Origin of the sequence: Haloglomus salinum, assembly GCF_024298825.1 — an archaeon.
Classification (GTDB): domain Archaea; phylum Halobacteriota; class Halobacteria; order Halobacteriales; family Haloarculaceae; genus Haloglomus; species Haloglomus salinum.
Genome location: NZ_CP101153.1, coordinates 1,343,222 through 1,363,168, shown reverse-complemented (window position 1 = coordinate 1,363,168; position 19,947 = coordinate 1,343,222). Strand labels below are relative to the sequence as shown.

The window sequence follows — 19,947 nt, the reverse complement described above, 5'->3', positions numbered from 1 at the left end:
GACATGAGCCACGAGTCGTTCCCCACCGACGGGACCGCCGTCGTCACGTGTGGGCTGCCGTACGCGAACGGCGACCTCCACGTCGGTCACCTGCGGGGGTACGTCGCCGCGGACGCGTACAACCGGGCCCTGCGCAAGCTCGGCCAGCAGACCGCCTACGTCTGCGGCTCCGACATGCACGGGACCCCCATCGCCGTCAACGCCGCCGAGCAGGGCGTCTCCCCCGAGCAGTTCGCGCTGGAGTACCACGAGCAGTACCAGGAGACCTTCCCGAAGTTCGACGTCGACTTCGACAACTACGGCCACACGGACGACGAGACCAACACCGAACGCACGCGGGACATCGTCCGTACGCTGGAGTCGGAGGGGTACGTCTACGAGAAGGAGATCATGGTCGCGTTCGACCCGGAGGAGGGGCAGGCGCTCCCCGACCGCTTCGTCGAGGGGACCTGCCCGTACTGCGGGGAGCAGGCCCGCGGCGACGAGTGCGACGAGGGATGTGGTCGCCACCTCGAACCCGGGGAGATCGAGGACCCCGTCTCCACCGTCACCGGCAACGCCGCCGAGTACCGCGAGCGCACACACAAGTTCTTCCGCGTCTCCGAACTGCAGGACTACCTCCAGGAGTTCATCGACCGCCTCGAGGGGACAGACAACGCCCGCAACCAGCCCCGCGAGTGGATCGAGGGTGAGCTCCGGGACTGGTGTATCACCCGCGACATGGACTGGGGTATCGACTACCCCGGCGACGAGGACGAGGAGGACGCGCTCGTCCTCTACGTCTGGGTCGACGCCCCCATCGAGTACATCTCTTCGACGGAGCAGTACTCCGAGCGCGTCGGCGACGACGAGTACGACTGGGAGGACGTCTGGCGCGACGATTCGGGCGAGGTCGTCCACGTCATCGGCCGGGACATCATCCAGCACCACACCGTCTTCTGGCCGGCGATGCTCCACGCGGCGGGCTACACCGAACCGCGGGCCGTCGCCGCGACGGGCTTCATCACCATCAACGGGAAGGGGCTCTCGACCTCTCGGAACCGGGCCATCTGGGCCCAGGAGTACCTCGACGAGGGGTTCCACCCGGACCTGCTGCGCTACTACCTCGCCACGAACGGCGGGCTTCAGCAGGACGTGGACTTCTCCTGGGACAAGTTCCAGTCCCGCGTCAACAGCGAGCTCGTCGGCGCGTACGGGAACTTCGCCTACCGCTCGCTCCTGTTCGCCCAGCGCAACTACGGTGGCACGCCCGACACGGCCGTCTCCCCCGAGGTCAGCGAGCGCATCGACGAGGCCCTCGCGGACTTCCGCGAGGCGGTCAACGACTACTCCGTGCGGGGCGTCGGCGAGACCGCACTCGACCTCGCCCGGTACGGCAACGAGTACATCCAGTCCGAGGAGCCGTGGAACCTCGTCGACGACGACCCCGACCGGGCCGAGCAGGTCATCCGCGACTGCGTCCAGCTCTCGGTCGCGCTCGCGGTCCTCTTCGAGCCGCTCGCGCCCGACACGGCCGAGCGCCTCTACGACCAGGTCGGCGCCGACGGCGATGTCCACGAGGTGACGCTCGAGGCCGCCCACGACGCGCCCGCCGCCGACTTCGACGAGCCCGACGAACTCGTCACCAAGATCGAGGACGAGCGCGTCGAGGAACTGAACGAGAAACTGCAGGAGCGCATCGCCGAGTCCGCCAGCGACGACGGCGATGCCGACGAGGACAGTGAGACGACCGACACCACCGACGACACCACCGACGACATGGACCTCGAACCCCTCACCGACGACCGCATCAGCTTCGACGACTTCCAGGACCTCGACCTCCGGGTCGGGCGCATCGAATCGGCCGAGCCCATCGAGGGCGCGGACAAGCTCCTCCGGCTGGAGGTGGACATCGGCGTCGAGACCCGGCAGGTCGTCGCCGGCCTCCGACAGCTCCACGACGTCGACGACCTCCCCGGCACGCGGGTGGTGCTGGTCGCCAACATGGAGAAGTCGGAGCTGTTCGGCGTCGAGTCCAACGGGATGGTGCTGGCGGCGGGCGAGGAGGCCGACCTGCTGACGACCCACGGCGACTCGCCGCTCGGGACGAAGGTGCGGTAGCGGTCCCGGCTGTTCAGATGGGTTTCACCCCATCATTCATACCGATGGGGGACGGACCATCGATTGGGGATGGTCCCCTATGACACTGTCGAGGAGTACACCCGTGAACACGCCGAGTACGTCGAGCACGTCCGCATCCGGCGGACCGACGACGAGAAGTATCCCTGTGGCTGGGACTACGCGCTCCACTACGGAACGAAAGAGGGGGAGACGCTCCTCCGCTACGACAACGCCCACGAACGGACCAAGGGACACGAACGCCACGGGTCCGACGGGGTCACGCGTATCGAGTTTCCCGGGATGTTCGAACTGCTCGACCGCTTCCAGCGGGAGGTCGAACAACTCCCGCCCTGAATCACCGACATGACCACGACATTGACCGTTCGAGTCGGCGACGGCACCGATACCCGGCAGGAGGCTCGCGAGCGCATCCGTGCGCTCGAACGCGGCGAGGAGATGGAGGACCGGCACGTCCTCGTGCTGGAGGACGAGACGGCACTCCAGCGGCTCCTGAGTCCCGCGAACCTCGAACTCCTCGGGGCCATCCGCGAGCACGAACCGGAGAGCATGCGGGCCACGGCCGAGCTGGTCGACCGCGATTTCAAGGAGGTACACCGGAACCTGACCGAGCTCGACGCGCTGAACGTCATCACGCTCGAACAGGACGGGCGGGCGAAGCGGCCGGTCGTCAGGTTCGACGAACTGGATATCGAACTGTCGCTGTCGTCCGGTGACCGCGACGCGGCGCCGGCCTGAGAGCGGGTGCCTGAGACGAATCCCGCGGGGACGACGAACCCGGACTGACCGCCGGTCGGGAACGCTCTGCGCTGGTCACCAGAGTATCCCGACCCGCAACTCGGGCTCTCACTCCCTCTCCGCCAGTTCCCCCGCGTACTCCGCCACCAGCGCCGCGAACGCGCGCGCCTCGCGCTCCTCCTGGACCTCCAGCGGCTGGTCGTCACGGACGCGCTCCTTGACGAGTCGCATCGCCATCGCGTTGTTCTCCGCGAGGGTCTCGCTGACCACGAGCGGGTCGTCGACGACGCGCTGGACGAGCCCCATCCGCAGTGCCTCGTCGGCGTCGATGACCCGGCCCGACACGGAGAGGTCGAGTGCGTCGCCCTGCCCGACGATTTTCGGGAGCCGGGCGGTCCCGCCCCACGCGCCGAACAGGCCGAAGGTGACGCCGGGCTCGGCGAACGTCGCGTCCGGCGTCGCCACGCGGATGTCACAGGCTAGCGCGAGTTCCACGCCGCCGCCGCGTGCCGCGCCGTCGATGCCCGCGACGACGATAGCGTCGCTCTCCTCGACGGCGCGGGCCGTGCGCTGGCCCTTCCGGACGAACGGGCCGACCACGTCGCGGGCCTCGTCGGGGTTCATCGGCTCGTCGCCGGCGGCCGCGTCCACCATCGTCGCGACCCGGCGGACCTCGCCGAGGTCGGCGCCCGCGGAGAACGCCGACCCCGCGCCGTGGATGTGGACCACCGGCGGCGGGTCCCGCACCGCATCACGGATGGCGTCGAGCGCGTCGCCCGTGAGGGCGTTGCGCTGGTCCGGCCGGTCGAGCGTGACGACACGCACCTCGCCGTCGTCGACGACGCGGACGGGGTCGCTCATTGTCCGGGAGAGGTGGTGGTTTCCAAAGGCCTTTGCCCTCCGTCGGCGTACTTACGGGCGATGGAGGAAGCCGCCGCGGTCCGTCGGGCCGCGACCGAGGCCGTCGGCGACGTGGTCCCCGACGCGCTCCGGTCGGACATCGAGTCCCTTCTCGCGGACGGGTCGATGGTCCCCGGAGCGCTCACCCTGCTGGCCGCCACCGCCCCCGCCGAGGGCCCGGCCGAGTTCGAGGCCCTCGACGGCCTCGTCGAGCGCGCGGCCGGCGTCCAGCTGATCTACGACGGCCTCCGCCTCACCCGCGACCTCGCCCACGAGGACCCGTGGGCTGCCGGCGACCGCGACCGTGGCGACATGGGCATCCTCGCGGCCGACGTGCTCGTCGCGCGGGGCTTCTACCTGCTCGCGCGCACAGAGGCCGCCGACCGCGCGGTCGGCGTGGTCCGGGCCTTCGGCCGCGACCAGACCCATCGCCGGGAGGCCGACGACCCCTCGTACGACGAGCGACTGGAACGCGACGTGCTCGACCTCGCGCTGGTCGCCGGCACCACTGCGGCGGGCGGCGAGGCCCCGCCCGACCGCGACTGGCTGGTCGACGGCCTCCTCGACGGCGGTGAGTCCGACGGGCGGGCCGCGGCGGACCTGCAGTCCGGCGGTGAGGCCGAAGGACGAACCTCGTCGGGCGTCCAGTCCGACGGTGGCTTCCCGCCGGTCGCGGAACTGGGAGCCGAGTCGCTCGCGGCCGACCTGCGCCGCCTCGACGGTGGCGAGGAACCCCCCGTCGAGCGGAGCGGCGGCTGACCCCGCGCTGGCTGCGAGTTTCCACCGCGTCACCGCGTGTCTCGGACAGGGAGAAACGAAACGCCTAACAAGCGAACCGGGCTACCGACAGGCGGTGCCTGGGTAGCTTAGCGGTAAAGCGCGTCCTTGGTAAGGACGAGAGCGCGGGTTCAAATCCCGCCTCAGGCTTCTCCCGTCCCCGTCACTCGTTTTTAAATACCAGAGCGTAGCTACGGTTCCTGTGGCAGACGAGTACGTGTATCGGACTGCGATTACCCGTCTCTCAGTGGACGACGAGCAGCGCGAGCGTCTCGAAGAGACCATCACCGAGTGGAAGCGAGGGTGTCAGATCGCAACGAACCTGGCGTGGGAGCGATGTAGCGCTAAGTCCGACGTACAGTCCTTCGCATACGATGCCGTACGCGAGCAAACCGAACTCGGGAGTCAGCACACGATTCTCGCCACACACCAGGCTGCAGAAGCGATTACCGGGTGCGTCGAGCGGCGCTCCGATGGGAAGCAAGCCAGCAAGCCCACGTTCACCGCGCCAACGGTGAGATACGACAGCCGGACGATGACGCTGTTCGAGGACGATACCGTTTCACTCGCCACGACGGAAGACCGCGTCCGGTGTCAGCTGGCACTTCCAGAGGGAGAGGACGGCTACCAGCAGCAGTTCCTCGACTCGGATGAGTGGAGCGTGACCGAAAGCACGCTCACCACCCGTGATGGGGGATTCTTCCTGCATCTCGGATTCAAGCGACACAAGACCGATACCGAGCGGGAGACCGCCGAGGACGGAACGGTTCTCGGGATCGACCTCGGTGTGGAGAACCTCGCGGTCACCAGCACGGCACACTTCATCAACGGACGAGAACTTACCCACCGGCTCCGTGAATTCGAGAGGGTCCGTGCTGGGCTCCAGCGGACCGGAACGCGGAGCGCCCACCGAACACTGGCTACGGCGAGCGGTCGCCAGCTCCGGTACGTTCGGGATGTGGTTCACCAGGCATCGGACTCCATTATCACCGAAGCACGGCGGTACGACTGCGACGTGATCGCGTTCGAGAATCTGACGAACATTCGCGATCGGACGGGTGGCTCCTGGGGGCACACGTGGGCGTTTCGGAGGCTGTACGAACAGACCAGATACAAGGCCGAAGCCACCGGCATCACGGTAAAACAGGTGGACCCAGCGTACACCTCGACGCGGTGTTCGGAGTGTGGATTCACGGCTGAGGGGAATCGGTCGTCCCGGTCCGACTTCCACTGTCTGGAGTGTGAATCCGAAGCGAACGCCGACTACAACGCGGCGAAGAATATCGGATTGCGGTACGTCCGTCGGGGTCGACAGTCGTCTCGACGGACGGGTGACAGTCAACTCGCCCTGAAGTCCGGAACAGTGACGCCGAACGGCGGATTCACCTCCTCCCCCGACGGGTTCGAGGCTGAGTTCACGGACAACCCCCGCGCCCGACCTGCGGCCACGTCGGAGTGAGACGGGGTAGTTGATATTCCGGCCTAGGCTTCATCCCCTTTTCAACGCGGACCTGTTCGGCCCAGAACGTTTCAGTGTCACCCGAGTACCTTCGCCCGCCATGACCGAGAGCGACGACCACGGCCGCGATGTCGAACTCGAGAAGGAGGGCGAGGACGAGGAGGCCGAGGATATCGAGGAGGCCGAACAGGTACGCGAGGAGGAACAGGAGCGGATGACCGGTGAGGAGGACCTCGAACGCCGGAACGAGGCCCAGGAGCAGGAGAACGTCGACAACCATCGCGACGAGGAGCCGTTCGAGTCGTAGGCCGCCTCACGGCTCGTTCCTTCGCGCGCCGCGCCGGGGAGCGGCGGCGCTATCGCCCGTGGGGTGAGAACGGGCCAGCAGGTGTGTGCTGCCGACCGCTGTGAAGATGTCGGGTGGGTGTGGCCACCCGGAGAACGGGAGCGTCGTGACCGTCAGGGAGCCGTGGGAGCCGAGTCGGCCTAGGCGTTGACGTCGACGCGCTCGGTGACGTCCTCGGCGGCGTCCTGGAAGTCCTCGGCGGCCTCGTTCAGGCGGTCGCCGGCCTCGTCGAAGCCGTCCTGGAGCTGGTCAGCGCTGTCCTCGAAGCGCTCCTGGAAGGAGTCGAGCTGGTCGGCGACCTGCTCCTCGAGGTCGTCGCCGCGGGACTCGAACTCGTCCTGCAGCTCCTCGATGTTGCCCTGGAGGTCCTCCAGGGTCTCGACGGTCTGGTCCTCGAGGTCCTCGCTGGACTCGAGGAGGGAGTCGACCTGCTCGTCGAGGTTCTCGAGGAAGTCGGCGAGGAACTCGTCGACGGAGTCGGCGCCGTCGCGGAGGTTCTCCTCGACCTGCTCGGAGATGTCGACGCGGGTGTCCGCCAGCTCGTCGAGCTGCTCGTCGATGGTCTCGCGGACATCGTCGATGTTGGTGTCACCGGGGACCGCGGCCTCGACGGCGTCGAGGACCGCGTCCACGCCCGTGCGGGCGAAGTCGGCGGAGCTGTTCTGGACCTCCATCACGGGGTCGATGCTGTCGACGAACGCCTCGTTCACGTCGCGCTGGATGCCGACGGCCGTGTGGATGCTGTCCTGGGTGGTCTCGATCGCGCTGCGCTGTGCCTCGAACGCGAGGCCGAACGGTGAGCTGTTGTCTGCCATTGTACTTCCTCCTACGACGCCATCGGTATTAAATCTTACCGCTCAAAACCATCCATTACCATTGAATGTCTTTGCAGTGGGTTATCTACCAGCACGCGTGGGTACCGACCGGGCGCAGCCGCTCTCGGGCGACGTTCAGCGCCCGGCGGCCGTCTCCGGGCTGGAGGCGGGAGCTCTCCGGGTCCGGCAGCTCCTCGGTTCTCCGGTCGCTCGACGCCGATGTCGACGGTGGCCACCGTCCGTCGGTAAAAGCGCCCGAACTGTTCGGGGGAACTGGCTGGCTGGCTCCGGGCATCTGGTGTGGTATGGAGCAGCGAACCATCGACAGTGCTCGGGCGTCGTACCGGCACGCCATGGCCCAGGCGGAGGACCCCGCCGTGAAACGCGAGTTCCGGCGGTCGGTCGGCCTGCTGGACGCCATCGAGTCGAACCGCGGGGTCACCGTCGTCAGCGACCGCCGGCGGCGGGCCGCCGACGACTGACGGCCCCTCGCCAGCATCCGACCTGCTACACGCTGCCCGGGTAGGAGTCACCCGCCACGTCCACGGAATCGACCCACGGTGGCCGCTCGTCCTCGGTGACGGTGAACCGCGAACGCGCGTCCATGTACATGAATATCATCGCGCGCCGCCACCGGTCGGTCGTGTTCGGCGATGTCCGGTGGGGCAACAGCGAGTGCTGGAAGAGGACGTCGCCGGCCTCCATCGGGAGTTGCTCCATCTCGCCGAGGTCCTCCGGGATGACGATGTCCGTCTCGTACTCCCGGGTCTCGTGCTCCAGCAGCCCGTCCATGTGTCCCCCCGGGAGAACTTCCATGCAGCCGTTCTCGGGCGTCGCGTCGTCCAGGGCGACCCACGTCGTCACCTGGTCGTACGGCCGGACCGGGTAGTACGCCGAGTCCTGGTGGAGCCCCTTCTCGCTACCGACGCCCGGCGGCTTGAACATGGCCGCGCTCCGCAGCAGCTTCACGTCAGGGCCCAGCAGGTCCTGCGCGACCGTCACGAGCCGGTCGTCCGTCGCGAGGGCGTGGACGACGTCGTCGTCCAGCAGGCCGAGCCCCTCGAACTTCCGGACGGCGTCGGCTTCGTCGACCCCTTCGTTCTCGGCCTCGGGTTCGGCCTGCTGCTTGAACCCCTCCACGGGCCGGTCAGCGTGCGTGTACTCGCGCAGGCGCTCGCGCACCCGCGAGACGGTGTCCGCGTCGAACAGCCCGCGTTTCACGACGTACCCCTCCTGCTGGTACTGTGCGAACTCCGCGTCGGTCAGCGTCTCCAGTCCCATGGCGATTGACTACTTGGTCGTACCACTTAGAGATACTCGGTCGGCGGCCGTGTGCCCTGCCGCTCCTCACCGCTTCACCAGCGACGACAGCACCCGCCCCTCGACCTTGCGGAGGTGTTCGCCGACGGTTCCGGCCGAGAGGCCGACCTCCTTCGCGATATCCTCGTGGGTCGCGCGCCGGGGGACCTCGTAGTAGCCCTTCTCGACCGCGGTCTCCAGCACCTCGCGCTGGCGGGCGGTGAGGGTGCCGTACAGTTTGTCGGCCTCGGGGTGGTAGTCCCCGATACCCTCCAGCGAGACGGTGACACCGTCGGGGACCTCGTCGACGGCGCGCTGGATGGTGGCGTCGTCGCCAACGATGGTGATGCGGAGGCCGCCGCCGCGAGTACACTCCAGCGGCGTCTGCAGCACCACCTCGTTGTCCTGGATGATCTCCATCAGCTGCAGCGAGGTTTCGTCGGGCTCGATGTGGAGGTAGATGAGCCCCTCGCCCTCCCCCGACCCGTCGACCGCGATGACGGAGTCACACCCCTGGAGCTTCTGGACGGCCTCGTCGATGTTCCCCCGCAGGGCGTACAGCATCACGATGGTCCCGTCGTTGAGGAGGTTCACCTGATGGACCACGTCCCGCTCGACCGCCGGCGACGCGACGAGCACCGAATCCGCGGGGTTCAGCCCACCCTCGCGCGGCGTGATGACGACGGTCGCGTAGCGCATACGCGGCTTCTTGACGGCTAGTGACTTTACCCCTTTCACTGCAGGCCGTGCTATTTTACTCCCCTGTGGCTCGCACCGCCGCCAGGAGATGCGGCGTGAGAGACGTTGCATCGCCCGTCTGATGGCCTCGCCGGGGCGCCGGAGGTCCACGGTATCCAACTTAAGCGGCCCTCATATCGCCGGCGGTACTGACAGGCATTGACAGACCACAGTACCGGGTGGACCATGAGCCGATACGCCGACGACGACCGAGACCTCAGGCTGGACCCCGACGGACGGGTCGGCGGCTACTTCAAGCACGCCGTCTACAACCACTGGGACCCCTACGAGGATATCGAGCAGGAACTCATCGAGCAGGACCGCCGGCGGATGATCGAGGCCGACGAGGATATCATCGACGAGGAGGGCTTCGACGACCTCCGGCAGACCATCGCCCTGTTCGGTGCGGGTGAGGAGGCCGTGACCGAGGACCTCGCGCCGCTGGCCATCGCGATGGACGACATCAACGACCAGATGTTCGTCTCCAGCCAGATCTACGAGGAGGCGAAACACACCGCCTTCTTCGACCGCTACTGGCGCGAGGTCATCAATCCCGTAGCCGAGCACCACGACCTCGAGGTCACCAACCCCACCGACGACCGGTACTTCATGCCGGCGTACAACAACCTCTTCGACGATACGGAGGCCGCGATGCACCGCCTGCTGGAGGAGGACACCCCCGAGAACCGCGTCCGTGCGTTCTGTCACTATCACCTCGCTGTCGAGTCCGTCCTCGCACAGACGGGCTACTACGGCATCACCTCCTCCTTCTCGGACGGCGGCGGTGACATCACGGCCGACGACGTCCCCGAGTTCCCCGAGCTGGAGGGCCTCGTCAAGGGCGTCGGCTTCATCCGGAGCGACGAGGGCCGCCACGTCGGGTTCGGGATGTACCACGTCCAGGAGATGCTCGCCAGCGGCCAGGTCGAGGAGCAGGTCGTCCAGGACGTCCTGCAGGAGCAGATGCCCAACATCGCCGGCATCGTCTCCTACTCCGACTCGGGCTTCATCGACCCCTCCGCGCTCGTCGAGTACGCCAGCGACAAGCTGACCCGGCGTATCGAGATCATCACGGACTCCGAGGCCGACATCCCGCCGGTCGACGAGCTCGTCAAGCTCGACGACGGCGAGGGCGGCAGCACGCCGTCGCCCGCCGCCGGCGACGACTGACCGACGCCCGGCCGACGCGTCTGTCCCGTCCCCATCTCGGCTGCTCCCTTGCTGCGGACACGTCTACCGCTCGCGGAGTGCGTTCTCAGATTGATGTCACGTGGCGGAACACTCGGGGTGTTCGAGCGGGCCGTGTTCCGGGGGCTTTACGACCGGCTCGGCGGGCGGTATCAGTCGTCCTGCGTCTGCCGCTCGGGTAGCTGCGACCCCCAGAGGCGAACCCACTCGGCCAGCGGCCCGCGCTCGCCCTCCACGTCGATGCGGACGCCGCCGTCGAACTCCCACTCGGCGCGCGGTGCGTCCTCTCCGAAGCGGAGCGGCACCTCCACGCGGAGGTCCTCCGCGGTGAGTTCGAGTCCCTCGTCCCGGGCCATCGCCTCGTCGAGTACCTCGTCGATGCTGTCCATCCAGGTCTGTGGGTACTCGGACGCGTCCGACGCCTCGCGGGTTCGGTCACTCATGACGGTTCCGTCCCGGGATTTGCCCGGCGAGACCATGACCGTTTCGACGGTACCCGGCGGCCGGGAACGGTGACGGCACCGCCAGCGGACGGAGGCGGTGCGGGTCCCCCGGCAGCGCGGGGCAGGCGGCCGACTCCGACCTGTTCAATCGGAGGCGTGTCGGTCGGCCCGTGACGGCGGCGGCACCTGTTCCGGTTCGCTCCGGCGGTCGCGTGTGCCCGGTTCGTCGTGGAGGTCCGCCGGTTCGCCGGGCAGGTCGTCCGGGTCCGGGCGGACCTGTGCGCCGCGGTACTGCTCGGGCGTGTTCGCGAGCGGGTGGGCGGGGTTCTCGCGCGAGTTGATGCGCGCCGCCCGTAGCTCCGCGAACCGCGCGACGCGGGCGCGGATGCCCCGCCAGTGGTGGCGTGCCGCCCGTGGGACGCGATAGGGGTGTGGCGGTCGGTCACCCATCGAGGCCAGCGTCGCCCGGTTGACGTTGGCCGCGAGGTCGTCGTGGTCGACGAGGACACCGACGCGCGCGTCGGACTCGGCGTGCTCGGCGAGCACGTCCAGCCCGAGGTGCAGCGCCCGGTACTCCGCCACGTTGTTGTCCGGGACCCGGTCGGGAACCGCCAGCCGTGCGACGGTGCGGCCGTCGCGGGTCTCGATGAGGACGCCCAGCCCCCCCTCGCCGGATTGCCGGAACGAGCCATCGGCTGCGAGGTAGTAATCGCGATGATGGGTGCGCGGCGGATGCGCGATATGAGGGGTCGGGGAGTCGTCGAACAGGTTCCGCAGGGCCGGCCGACTGTACGCGGCCATGGCTACGCTACGGTGACGTGGCGACTTAAATCCACGGGGCGATTGGCAACGTTTCGCGAGAGCGAGTCTGACAACCGTCGAACGGCTGTCGTCTTCACAGTTCTCCGGAGCGTTCGGTAGCTCTCAGGAGTCCCCGAGCGCGTCGAGAACCGTCGGGAGCCGCTCGACGAGCTCGGCCCGCTCGACCGTCGCCACGGCGTCCGGATGGGGGTCGGGGCCGTCCTCGTACAGCACCTGCACCGGGTGGAGGCCGGCGGCGGCCGCCCCCGCGATGTCGGGCTCCGGGGCGTCACCGACGTAGGCGGTCGCCCCGGGCGGGGCGTCGAGGGCCTCGCACAGCGCCTCGAACGCGCGTCCGTCCGGTTTGGGCGCCTCGAGTCCGCCGGTCACGACGACGGCATCGAACAGGTCCGTCCAGCCGACCCGGGCCAGCTTCCGGCGCTGGGTCTGCTCGGGCCCGTCCGTCAGCAGGCCGACCGTGTACGACTCGCGCAGGCGCGCGACGAGGGCCGCCGCCCCGTCGAGTGGTCCGGTCGCCTCCTGGACGACTGCGTCGTACGTGGCGGCCAGTTCCGCGGCGTCGATGTCGACCTCGTGGTCGGCCAGCAGCGTCGCGAAGACGGCCTCGCGGTCGGCTTCGTCCTGCTGGCGGCGGTGCGCACGGAGGTAGGCCTCCCGCGCGAGCGGCGACACCCCGGCGCGCTCGCAGGCCGCGTGGAGCAGCGACTCGCGGTCCTGCTCGGCCACCAGCAACGTCCCGTCGAGGTCGAACCCCACCGCCTGTAACACGACCGTCCGTACGTGACAGGACGGTTTGAGGGTTGCCGTCGGTGGCAGGTCGCGCGGACAACCGCTCGCGGGCGGGTGCGGGCACTCGCGCGGTCGAACGCCTATGCCATCGCGCGGTCGAACGCAACCGCCTTGCCGCCCCCCGCCGAGCGCCCGCACATGAGCTTCCGCGAGGACCTCCGGGCCCGCATCGAGGCGACCGACAGCGTCGTGTCGGTCGGCCTCGACCCCGACCCCGACCGGCTCCCCGATGCCGTGGCCGACCACGACCTGCCGCGCTGGGCGTTCAACCGCCGCATCATCGACGCCACGCACGAACACGCGGCCTGCTACAAGCCCAACGCCGCGTTCTACGAGGACGCCGACGGCTGGCGCGCCCTGCAGGAGACGGTGGCCTACGCCCACGGGAAGGACGTGCCTGTCCTGCTCGACGCGAAACGGGGGGACATCGGCAACACCGCGCGCCAGTACGCGACGGCGCTCGACCCCGGGGGTCTCGATGCCGACGCCATCACCGTCAACCCCTACCTCGGCCGGGACTCGCTGGAGCCGTTCCTCCGGACGGACGCCGGCGTGGTCGTCCTCGCACGCACCTCCAACGCCGGCGGCGCCGACTTCCAGAACCTCGAAGTCGGCAACGACAAGCGCCTCTACGAGTACGTCGCCCAGCGCTGTGCCGAGTGGAACGAGGACGCGACGGCCGACGTGTTCCTCGTCGTCGGCGCCACGACGCCCGACGAACTCGAGGCCGTCCGCGAGGTTGTTCCGGACCTCCCCTTCCTCGTCCCCGGGGTCGGGGCGCAGGGCGGCGACGCCGAGGCCGCCGTCGAGTATGGGCTCGCCGACGGCGTCGGCCTTGTCAACTCCTCGCGCGGCATCATCTTCGCCGGCGAGGAGATAGGGGCGCGCAGCGCCCCGGACGGTCGAGCGGCGGAGCCGCGAGACGCGCGTGACCCCGACAGCTACTTCGACGCGGCGGGCGACGCGGCCCGGCGGCTGAAGCGACGGCTCAACGAGTTCAGATGATTTTTACGCGCGGCGACTGGACCGGACCGACGACACCCTAGTCCGTTCCCGGTCCGCGCCCCCGGGATGGATGTCCCTCCACCGATGTCATCCCGTCACCCCTCCGCCGTCGCCGTCGCACTGCTCGGCACCGTGTTGCTCGGCACGGCCCTCGCGCCGACCGCTATGGCTGGAATGGCTGCCGACGACCGACCGGCCGCCCCCGACACGCGACCGACCACCCTCGCCCAGCCCGGGGGCTGCGAGTTCCGCGACGACAGCGGCCATCTCGGCTACCTCGAGGCGGAGTACGACTACGCCGCCGGCCTCGCGACCGACACGGCCGGCGACTGGACCGGGGGCGAGGTACTCCGCATCGGCGCGAACGGCGACTGCTCGCTGGCGGTCACGAACGGCTCCGCGACCCTGACCGCGGCGCGGGTCGACGGCCGGACGGGCGTCCTCCGGGCGACCGTCGACGTGGGCGAGGGTGGCGCCATCCGTGCCGTCGCTGGGAACGACACGACCGCCTCTGTGGCCCTGGAGAACGTCGGCCGCGAGAACGATGCCGCGGTCGCGGTCGTGGTCCGGCGGGCGAACGGGACGACCACCCGGACGAACCTGACGGCGCCTTCCGGCCGCTTCGTCGACCTGGCGATGCGCTGGGAGAACGGGACCGTCCACGTCGCGGTCCGGGAGCCCGAGGACCGGACGGTGACGGGGGCGTGGGACACCACGGTCGCGACGGGCGCGCCGAACGCCAGCTGGACAGTCGAGCTGCGGTCGCGGGCCTATCTCGATGAGGTCGCCGTCGGGACCCGCGCGGTGACCCCCACGCCGGCCGATGACGCCGTGGGACCGGCGCCCGGCGACGGGGCCGACGCGGACGACGGTCGCTTCGACCCGGCACCACCCGGTGACGGCCGCGACGGCCCCTCCGATCAGGGGTCGGGTTCCGGCGGGCTCGTGCTGGGTCCGGTCGTCGCGCTCGCCGGCGCCGGCATCTACAAGTTCGCCTACGGACTCGCGAAGTTCGACGAGCAGACGGACGCCATCGGGAGCAAGACCCCGTCGTCGGAGGTCGAACCCGCCGACTGGAACGTCGCGCTCACGAAGGGGTTCGGGGTACTCGTCGCGCTCGCGGGCGCCGGCTGGTTCCTCTCGGCGGTCGCGTCGGCGCTGGGCTGAGTCAGAAGCGGTACGTGTCCACCCCGTCCGGACCGGGACCGTCCTCGCCGGGCCCGCCGCGCTCCCAGTTGCCGTCCACCTCCGCGTAGCACTCCACGCAGAGTCCGGTCCCCTCCTCGAGGTGGCGCTCGCAGACGAGACGGCCACACCGGTCACAGCCGTCGACCACCTCGCGCTGTTCGCATATCTGACAGAGTCCGGAGACGCTCATGCCGGCGGCTAGCTCCCCGAGACGCTTCAACGCTCGCCCGTCGGCCGCGGTGCGCGGGGACGGCTAGCCCCGCTGGACACCTTCGGGGTCCGTCGTCGTCGCCGCACCGTCGTTGAACCGGTAGAGCCAGCCGAGCGAGGCGGCGATGAGCGCGCCGACACCGCCGGCACCGGCCGCGCCCTGTGTCGTCAGTTCGCGCTGGGGGCCGTCCCCCACGAGGACGACACCGCGCATCCCGCGGTCTCCGTACTTCGAGCAGGTGTACTTCGCGAGGCCGTCGCCGTCGAACTGCGCTGCGTACCGGTAGCCCGACGAGACGATGGTCTCGGACCCGATGCCGAGGTCCTCGGCGAGCACGTCGTACTCCTTCGGACCGACCCACTCCCAGACCACGGTGGTGTCGGGCGAGACGTGGACGGCCGCCGGCTCGAAGGCGAACGGGCCACCGTTCCCCTCCGCGCCGACCTTCACGGTCACCTCGGACTGGCCGCGCTTGTCGACCACGCCGTCGTAGTTGTCCGTCCCGGCGAGCCAGCCGTCGAACGTCCGGGCTGGCGGTTCCTCCTCGCCGTCACCACCGCTGTCGCCACTGCCACCGCTCCCGGCGGCCGCGGGTGTCGCCGTCGCTTTCGCCACCGTGACGGGCTGGCTGCCGGCGATGACGGCGCCGCGCATCCCCATCGCCTTGTGGGGGGCGCAGTAGTACTTCGTCACGCCCGCTTCCTCGGGTGTCCACTCGAAGGTGTGGCCCTCCTCCTGGGTGAGCGTCGACTCGAAGGCGCTGTCGGTGGCGACGACGTTGTGGGCGCCGCCCTTGCCGTTCCACTCCCAGCGCACGGTCGCGCCGGGGTCGACCCGGACGGCTGCGGGGCCGAAGCCCCAGTCGCCGCCGTTGGCCGCCGCGCCGACCGTGACGGTGACGGTGTCCTGTCCGCGCTTGTCGACCACGCCGGTCGCGTTCGAGGTCTTCCCGAACCAGTCGGTGAGGTCGGTGCCCGGCTGGGCGGTCGCGGTGCCAGCGAGCGTCGTCCCCGCCAGTGCCGCACCCGTCGCGCCGAGCACCTGGCGTCGCGTCGGCATCGGAATCACGCCTCGTAGCCCGCGTACTTCATCAGGTCGCGGAAGATGGTCGTGTTCATCGCCTCCTTGTAGACGATGCCCGTGAGCATCCCGCCCGGGTAGCTGGCGCCGTTCCGGACGTGGTCGACCTTGTGGCAGTGCATGAGGTAGATGCCGGGGTCGGCGTCCGCCTCGAACTCGACCGTGTAGCGGTCGGCCGGCCCGACGTTGAGCGTGTCCTGCTGGTAGCGGGCCGCTTCCGGAATGGTGCCGCCGTCCTTCTCGACCACCGTGAACCGGTGGTTGTGGATGTGCAGCGGGTGCGCCATGAAGCCGGCGTTCACCCAGTGGACACGGACCGTATCGCCCTGCTCGACGATCATCGGCGAGCCGTCCTCCGGGTGGAGCGTGCGCGGCGCGCACTTCCCGTTGACCGTGAACACGTCCGGCCGCCGGTTCGTGATGTCGTAGCTGGCGTCACCGCCCGCGTACTGGCGCGAGAGCCGGCTGTCCCAGTCCCGGACCGTCATGAAGTACTCCTTGTCCGCCGGCTCGTACCCCTTCGGGTCGACCCGGAGGATGCCGTACATCCCCATCTCCATGTGCCACGGCGTCTGGTAGTGGCAGTGGTAGAGGTGCGTCCCCGGCGTGTTCGCGGGAATCTCGTAGGTGTGTGACTCCCCGGGGTCGACGGTGATGCCCGTCGTCGTCGGCACCCCGTCGTCCTTCCACTTCGTCTGCGAACCGTGGAAGTGGATGGTGTGGGGCATCGACATCGTGTTTTCCAGTGTGACCTCGACGGTGGCGCCTTCCGTCACCCGGAGGACCGGACCCGGGACGCTCGCGGGGCCGTCGTCGGCCTGCCACGCCCACACCTGCGGCAGCCGAACGGGCCCGCCCATGTTCTCCCCGGGGTGGGGGTCGTGGGTCGCGGCCACCGTCTTCAGCGTGACCTCGTGGCCACGCTCGTCGAGGTCGACGACCTCCGGCGGGTCCGTCGCCGGCAGGTCCGACCCGAGCTGCTGTCGCGAGCCTCCCGCGTCGACCTCCTGCACGTCCGGGCTGCTCATCGCCGTACAGCCTGCAGCGGCCGTCGCTCCAACGGTTCCCGTGGCAGCGAGGAACTCTCGTCGTCCGATACCGTCTCCCGGCGCACCGATGGTCGGCGTCATCACAGCCGGTCCTGCGGGGGGGATAGCAATAGCGGCTGTAGACGGTTCCCAGGTGCTGAGGACGGCTTTCGTCGCTTCTCGCCCGGTGGGAATGCTGCTGAACATGTTCGCCCGGCCACTCATACCCGGAGCGACGACTCGAAACGTTGACACGGATGCCGGCCGGAGTCGCGCCGTGCGCTACCGGAACGCGACGCTGTTCCTCGCCCTCGCCGCAGCCTGGGGAGCGGCGTTCATGGCCATCAAGGCCGGGCTCGCGCCCGACCTGTTCGGCCCTGCTCCCGTCCTGTTCGCCGCCGTTCGCTACGACGTCGCCGGCGTCATCATGCTCGGCTACGCCGCCTACGCGACGGACCACCCCCGCCCCGTCGGTGCTCGCGAGTGGGCCGCCGTCGCCGTCGGCGCCGTCTTCCTCATCGCCGGCTACCACGCCTTCCTGTTCGTCGGCGAGACCGACCCCGCCGTCACGAGCGCCGGCGCCGCCGTCATCGTCTCCCTCTCCCCGGTGATGACGACCTTCTTCGCCAGAGCGTTCCTCCCCGAGGAACGCCTGACCGCCGTCGGTGTCGCCGGCCTCCTGCTCGGCCTCGTCGGCGTCGTCCTCCTCGCGCGCCCCGACCCCGGGAACCTGCTCGCGGGCGGCGTCGTCGCCAAGGGGCTCGTCTTCGGCGCGGTGCTGTGCTTCTCGTTCGGCTCGGTCATCACGCGCTGGCTCGACGCCGGCATCCCCATCGAGACGATGGAGGCGTACGCGATGGTCGGCGGCGCGCTGCTGATGCACGCCGTCAGCCTCGCCATCGGCGAGTCGCCCGCGGTCGCGGTGGACGCGCTGACGGGGCCCGAGGCGCTGGCCGGCCTCGCGGCGATGGGCTACCTCTCGCTGGTCGCGAGCGCCGCCGGCTTCCTCGTCTACTTCGACCTGCTCGACCGCCTCGGCCCCATCGAGATAAACCTCGTCTCCTACGTCGCGCCGGTGTTCGCCGCCGTTACGGGGTTCCTCTTCCTCGGGGAGGTGGTCGACCTCCTCACGGCCGTCGGGTTCTGCATCATCCTCGTGGGTTTCCTGCTGCTGAAGCGCCGGGAACTCCGGCGCGAGCTACCCGTCCTGCGCCGGGCTATCGCCGGCACCCGAGACGGGGACTGACGCGGGCGCCGGAGCCGGCACCGCACCGTACGACAGCACACTCATACGCCCGGCCCGCCTCCGGCCCGGCGTGTCGACCGAGTCCGACGAGAGCCTGCTCGCGGCCGTCCGGCGGAGTCCGCGGGCCCGCCGGCTCGCACTCGTCGCGGTCGTGGTGGGCCTCCTCGTGGGCTTCCTCCTCGCGGTCGGCCCGCGGCGCGTTCTCGCGGACCTGGCGGGCGCCGAGCCGCGCTGGCTCGCGGCGGGCGCGGGGGCGACGCTGCTCGCGCTCGTGTGCTGGAGCGAGGCCCAGCGCGCTCTCTTTCGCGCCGCGGGCGCACCCGTCCCCTCCGGTCGCTTCCTGCTCGCCTACCTCGCGGGGAACTTCGCGAAGCTGACACTCCCTGGCGGCCGGCTCGGTGGCCCCGCGGTGATGGCGTACGCGCTCGGTCGCGAGACCGACCTCCCGTACGAACGCGACCTCGCGGCCGCGACGGCCGGCAAACTGGTCGGCTTCCCCGCGGCCGTGGTCGCGGCAACCGCCGCCCTCCTCACCGTGGCGACGCCCGGTGTCGCCGCGGAGGCCCGCGTCCTCCTGCCGGCGCTCTCGCTGGCGGTCGCGGCCGTGCTGGGGGCCGGCGCCGCCATCGCCGTCCGGCCGCGCCCTGCCCGGTGGCTCGTCCACGCGCTCGCGGCCGGGGGGCGTGCCACGCTCGGCCGGTTCTCTGCCAGCGTCGCGGCCACGCTCGCGCCCGACCGCGTCGACAGCGCGCTCGCGGGCATCGGCGAGACGTTCCGGGAGATGGGCCGGGACCGCCCGGCGCTGGCGCTCGCGTTCGCCCTCACGACGGCGGGCTGGGGTGCCGCCGCGCTCGCGCTCTCGGCGACGCTGGTGGCGCTCGACCACGCGGCGGTTCCGGCGCTCGCCCTGCTGGCGGTGCCGCTGTCGAGCCTCGGGAACGCGGTTCCCCTCCCGGGGGGTGCGGGCGGCGTCGACCTCGCGCTCGGCACGGTGCTGGTCGCGGCGCTCGGCCTGGACGTGGCCGCGGCGGGCGCCGTGATACTGGCCTATCGGCTCGTCTCGGACGGGTTCATCGTCGCACTCGGCGGGCTGGTGACGCTGGCCCGGACGCTGGTACGCTAGTTCAGATGCCGAGGAAGCTGAACACGCCCAGCGCCAGCCCCGCGAGGGCGAGTTCGAACGCGAGCGTCCCGAGCGCCGACAGCGCCACGAAGTGGTGGTCCTCCATCTCCGCGAAGCCGGCCGGGACGGTGAGCATCCCCCGCGTGAACAGCAGCGAGTTCGAGACGGGGACGACGTACGGGCCCCAGCGGTCGAACCAGCCGTCGAACCGCTCCAGCCGCTCCTCGCTCACCCGGAACCACGGCCGGTCGAGCAGGCGCTCGCGGCCGCCACGCTTCGCCAGCAGGAACAGGAGGTACTGGCCGACGGTCGCGCCGACCACCGCGATGCCGACGATGACGGCGATGTCCCGCGTCGACTGCCCGATGACGAGCAGCGCGACCGGGACGAGGCTCTCGCTGGGGGCGAAGTAGAGCAACATGGCACCCTCCAGCACGAACAGCGCGAACATCGCGGGCATCCAGTAGCGCTCGTTCGCGAGCAGCTGCCGGGCGAACTCGGCGTCCCGCGAGAGGAACAGGTAGATACCGGCCAGCGCGATGGTCCCGAACAGGACGAACACGCCGTAATCGAGCACCCACCGACGGGCGGCGACCGACCGGCCGGCCTCGTCCGTTGCCATCTGTGTGGTCGA

Annotated in this window: 23 protein-coding genes and 1 tRNA gene; 13 read left to right on the top strand and 11 right to left on the bottom strand. The window is 69.9% G+C overall.

Annotated features, from left to right (window positions below; translation table 11 throughout):
- Positions 1-3: 3 nt before the first annotated feature.
- The 3 genes from metG to NL115_RS06635 all read left to right on the top strand — a co-directional run bounded on the left by metG (position 4) and on the right by NL115_RS06635 (position 2,856).
- Entirely contained in the window at positions 4-2,100 is a 2,097-nt protein-coding gene (metG, locus tag NL115_RS06645; RefSeq protein WP_254832401.1) for a methionine--tRNA ligase, read from the top strand.
- Positions 2,101-2,169: 69 nt separating this feature from the next.
- Positions 2,170-2,454, top strand: coding sequence for a toxin-antitoxin system TumE family protein (locus tag NL115_RS06640; protein ID WP_254832400.1), 285 nt, complete (start codon positions 2,170-2,172; stop codon positions 2,452-2,454).
- Between the two features lie 9 nt (positions 2,455-2,463).
- Positions 2,464-2,856: an HVO_A0114 family putative DNA-binding protein gene (locus tag NL115_RS06635; RefSeq protein WP_254832399.1), complete on the top strand. Its 393-nt coding sequence runs from the start codon at positions 2,464-2,466 to the stop codon at positions 2,854-2,856.
- Between the two features lie 108 nt (positions 2,857-2,964).
- Here NL115_RS06635 and NL115_RS06630 read toward each other — a convergent pair whose 3' ends face one another.
- The gene (locus NL115_RS06630; RefSeq protein WP_254832398.1) at positions 2,965-3,717 is read right to left on the bottom strand and encodes an enoyl-CoA hydratase/isomerase family protein; all 753 of its coding nucleotides are present in this window, start codon (positions 3,715-3,717) and stop codon (positions 2,965-2,967) included.
- 60 nt (positions 3,718-3,777) lie between these two features.
- Between NL115_RS06630 and NL115_RS06625 the strand changes: the two genes are divergently transcribed.
- From NL115_RS06625 to NL115_RS06610, 4 genes are all read left to right on the top strand, one after another.
- Positions 3,778-4,515, top strand: coding sequence for a DUF7114 family protein (locus NL115_RS06625; protein ID WP_254832397.1), 738 nt, complete (start codon positions 3,778-3,780; stop codon positions 4,513-4,515).
- Between the two features lie 96 nt (positions 4,516-4,611).
- Positions 4,612-4,683 (top strand) — tRNA-Thr (locus NL115_RS06620).
- Between the two features lie 52 nt (positions 4,684-4,735).
- Positions 4,736-5,992, top strand: a complete 1,257-nt coding sequence (locus NL115_RS06615) for an RNA-guided endonuclease InsQ/TnpB family protein (protein ID WP_254832396.1) — start codon at positions 4,736-4,738, stop codon at positions 5,990-5,992.
- A 100-nt stretch (positions 5,993-6,092) separates the two neighbouring features.
- Complete coding sequence (locus tag NL115_RS06610) at positions 6,093-6,299, top strand: hypothetical protein (protein WP_254832395.1); 207 nt, start codon at positions 6,093-6,095, stop codon at positions 6,297-6,299.
- A gap of 179 nt (positions 6,300-6,478) precedes the next feature.
- Here the strand turns inward: NL115_RS06610 and NL115_RS06605 are convergent, their stop codons facing one another.
- Positions 6,479-7,153: an apolipoprotein A1/A4/E family protein gene (locus tag NL115_RS06605; protein ID WP_254832394.1), complete on the bottom strand. Its 675-nt coding sequence runs from the start codon at positions 7,151-7,153 to the stop codon at positions 6,479-6,481.
- Between the two features lie 305 nt (positions 7,154-7,458).
- Between NL115_RS06605 and NL115_RS06600 the strand changes: the two genes are divergently transcribed.
- Entirely contained in the window at positions 7,459-7,635 is a 177-nt protein-coding gene (locus NL115_RS06600; RefSeq protein WP_254832393.1) for a hypothetical protein, read from the top strand.
- A gap of 25 nt (positions 7,636-7,660) precedes the next feature.
- On the opposite strand, the gene NL115_RS06595 is transcribed toward NL115_RS06600, so the two are convergent.
- On the bottom strand, positions 7,661-8,434 hold the full coding sequence (locus NL115_RS06595) for a phytanoyl-CoA dioxygenase family protein (protein ID WP_254832392.1): 774 nt from the start codon (positions 8,432-8,434) through the stop codon (positions 7,661-7,663).
- Between the two features lie 66 nt (positions 8,435-8,500).
- Positions 8,501-9,151, bottom strand: coding sequence for a helix-turn-helix domain-containing protein (locus NL115_RS06590; protein WP_254832391.1), 651 nt, complete (start codon positions 9,149-9,151; stop codon positions 8,501-8,503).
- A 225-nt stretch (positions 9,152-9,376) separates the two neighbouring features.
- Between NL115_RS06590 and NL115_RS06585 the strand changes: the two genes are divergently transcribed.
- Complete coding sequence (locus NL115_RS06585; RefSeq protein WP_254832390.1) at positions 9,377-10,360, top strand: ferritin family protein; 984 nt, start codon at positions 9,377-9,379, stop codon at positions 10,358-10,360.
- A gap of 170 nt (positions 10,361-10,530) precedes the next feature.
- On the opposite strand, the gene NL115_RS06580 is transcribed toward NL115_RS06585, so the two are convergent.
- The 3 genes from NL115_RS06580 to NL115_RS06570 form a co-directional block, all read right to left on the bottom strand.
- The gene (locus NL115_RS06580) at positions 10,531-10,821 is read right to left on the bottom strand and encodes a hypothetical protein (RefSeq protein ID WP_254832389.1); all 291 of its coding nucleotides are present in this window, start codon (positions 10,819-10,821) and stop codon (positions 10,531-10,533) included.
- 144 nt (positions 10,822-10,965) lie between these two features.
- Positions 10,966-11,622 carry a ribonuclease H family protein gene (locus tag NL115_RS06575; RefSeq protein WP_254832388.1) on the bottom strand — a complete coding sequence of 219 codons (657 nt, stop codon included), beginning with the start codon at positions 11,620-11,622 and terminating at the stop codon, positions 10,966-10,968.
- A 123-nt stretch (positions 11,623-11,745) separates the two neighbouring features.
- Positions 11,746-12,411 carry an HAD family hydrolase gene (locus tag NL115_RS06570; RefSeq protein ID WP_254832387.1) on the bottom strand — a complete coding sequence of 222 codons (666 nt, stop codon included), beginning with the start codon at positions 12,409-12,411 and terminating at the stop codon, positions 11,746-11,748.
- Positions 12,412-12,570: 159 nt separating this feature from the next.
- On the opposite strand from NL115_RS06570, the gene pyrF reads away from it, so the two are divergent.
- Both pyrF and NL115_RS06560 read left to right on the top strand, forming a co-directional pair.
- The gene (pyrF, locus tag NL115_RS06565) at positions 12,571-13,437 is read left to right on the top strand and encodes an orotidine-5'-phosphate decarboxylase (protein WP_254832386.1); all 867 of its coding nucleotides are present in this window, start codon (positions 12,571-12,573) and stop codon (positions 13,435-13,437) included.
- Positions 13,438-13,521: 84 nt separating this feature from the next.
- Positions 13,522-14,604: a hypothetical protein gene (locus NL115_RS06560; protein WP_254832385.1), complete on the top strand. Its 1,083-nt coding sequence runs from the start codon at positions 13,522-13,524 to the stop codon at positions 14,602-14,604.
- 1 nt (position 14,605) lies between these two features.
- On the opposite strand, the gene NL115_RS06555 is transcribed toward NL115_RS06560, so the two are convergent.
- From NL115_RS06555 to NL115_RS06545, 3 genes are all read right to left on the bottom strand, one after another.
- Positions 14,606-14,815 (bottom strand): hypothetical protein, encoded by a 210-nt coding sequence (locus NL115_RS06555; RefSeq protein WP_254832384.1) that lies wholly within the window; start codon positions 14,813-14,815, stop codon positions 14,606-14,608.
- Positions 14,816-14,878: 63 nt separating this feature from the next.
- Positions 14,879-15,895, bottom strand: coding sequence for a halocyanin domain-containing protein (locus NL115_RS06550; protein ID WP_254832383.1), 1,017 nt, complete (start codon positions 15,893-15,895; stop codon positions 14,879-14,881).
- A 5-nt stretch (positions 15,896-15,900) separates the two neighbouring features.
- Positions 15,901-17,046, bottom strand: a complete 1,146-nt coding sequence (locus NL115_RS06545; protein WP_254832382.1) for a multicopper oxidase domain-containing protein — start codon at positions 17,044-17,046, stop codon at positions 15,901-15,903.
- 175 nt (positions 17,047-17,221) lie between these two features.
- Between NL115_RS06545 and NL115_RS06540 the strand changes: the two genes are divergently transcribed.
- The gene (locus tag NL115_RS06540) at positions 17,222-18,190 is read left to right on the top strand and encodes a DMT family transporter (RefSeq protein ID WP_254832381.1); all 969 of its coding nucleotides are present in this window, start codon (positions 17,222-17,224) and stop codon (positions 18,188-18,190) included.
- Positions 18,191-18,260: 70 nt separating this feature from the next.
- Complete coding sequence (locus tag NL115_RS06535; protein ID WP_254832380.1) at positions 18,261-19,313, top strand: lysylphosphatidylglycerol synthase transmembrane domain-containing protein; 1,053 nt, start codon at positions 18,261-18,263, stop codon at positions 19,311-19,313.
- A 1-nt stretch (position 19,314) separates the two neighbouring features.
- Here the strand turns inward: NL115_RS06535 and NL115_RS06530 are convergent, their stop codons facing one another.
- Positions 19,315-19,935 (bottom strand): DedA family protein, encoded by a 621-nt coding sequence (locus NL115_RS06530; RefSeq protein ID WP_254832379.1) that lies wholly within the window; start codon positions 19,933-19,935, stop codon positions 19,315-19,317.
- Positions 19,936-19,947 lie beyond the last annotated feature (12 nt).

Bases quoted from the DNA above. Each gene is read 5' to 3' on its own strand.
- NL115_RS06590 (WP_254832391.1), bottom strand. From the start codon at position 9,151: ATGCGCTACGCGACCGTCGTCATCACGCCGCGCGAGGGTGGGCTGAAC.
- NL115_RS06555 (WP_254832384.1), bottom strand. From the start codon at position 14,815: ATGAGCGTCTCCGGACTCTGTCAGATATGCGAACAGCGCGAGGTGGTC.
- NL115_RS06560 (WP_254832385.1), top strand. From the start codon at position 13,522: ATGTCATCCCGTCACCCCTCCGCCGTCGCCGTCGCACTGCTCGGCACC.
- pyrF (WP_254832386.1), top strand. From the start codon at position 12,571: ATGAGCTTCCGCGAGGACCTCCGGGCCCGCATCGAGGCGACCGACAGC.
- NL115_RS06600 (WP_254832393.1), top strand. From the start codon at position 7,459: ATGGAGCAGCGAACCATCGACAGTGCTCGGGCGTCGTACCGGCACGCC.
- NL115_RS06550 (WP_254832383.1), bottom strand. From the start codon at position 15,895: ATGCCGACGCGACGCCAGGTGCTCGGCGCGACGGGTGCGGCACTGGCG.
- NL115_RS06640 (WP_254832400.1), top strand. From the start codon at position 2,170: ATGGTCCCCTATGACACTGTCGAGGAGTACACCCGTGAACACGCCGAG.
- NL115_RS06595 (WP_254832392.1), bottom strand. From the start codon at position 8,434: ATGGGACTGGAGACGCTGACCGACGCGGAGTTCGCACAGTACCAGCAG.
- NL115_RS06585 (WP_254832390.1), top strand. From the start codon at position 9,377: ATGAGCCGATACGCCGACGACGACCGAGACCTCAGGCTGGACCCCGAC.
- NL115_RS06545 (WP_254832382.1), bottom strand. From the start codon at position 17,046: ATGACGCCGACCATCGGTGCGCCGGGAGACGGTATCGGACGACGAGAG.
- NL115_RS06605 (WP_254832394.1), bottom strand. From the start codon at position 7,153: ATGGCAGACAACAGCTCACCGTTCGGCCTCGCGTTCGAGGCACAGCGC.
- NL115_RS06580 (WP_254832389.1), bottom strand. From the start codon at position 10,821: ATGAGTGACCGAACCCGCGAGGCGTCGGACGCGTCCGAGTACCCACAG.
- NL115_RS06610 (WP_254832395.1), top strand. From the start codon at position 6,093: ATGACCGAGAGCGACGACCACGGCCGCGATGTCGAACTCGAGAAGGAG.
- NL115_RS06630 (WP_254832398.1), bottom strand. From the start codon at position 3,717: ATGAGCGACCCCGTCCGCGTCGTCGACGACGGCGAGGTGCGTGTCGTC.
- NL115_RS06530 (WP_254832379.1), bottom strand. From the start codon at position 19,935: ATGGCAACGGACGAGGCCGGCCGGTCGGTCGCCGCCCGTCGGTGGGTG.
- metG (WP_254832401.1), top strand. From the start codon at position 4: ATGAGCCACGAGTCGTTCCCCACCGACGGGACCGCCGTCGTCACGTGT.
- NL115_RS06625 (WP_254832397.1), top strand. From the start codon at position 3,778: ATGGAGGAAGCCGCCGCGGTCCGTCGGGCCGCGACCGAGGCCGTCGGC.
- NL115_RS06635 (WP_254832399.1), top strand. From the start codon at position 2,464: ATGACCACGACATTGACCGTTCGAGTCGGCGACGGCACCGATACCCGG.
- NL115_RS06575 (WP_254832388.1), bottom strand. From the start codon at position 11,622: ATGGCCGCGTACAGTCGGCCGGCCCTGCGGAACCTGTTCGACGACTCC.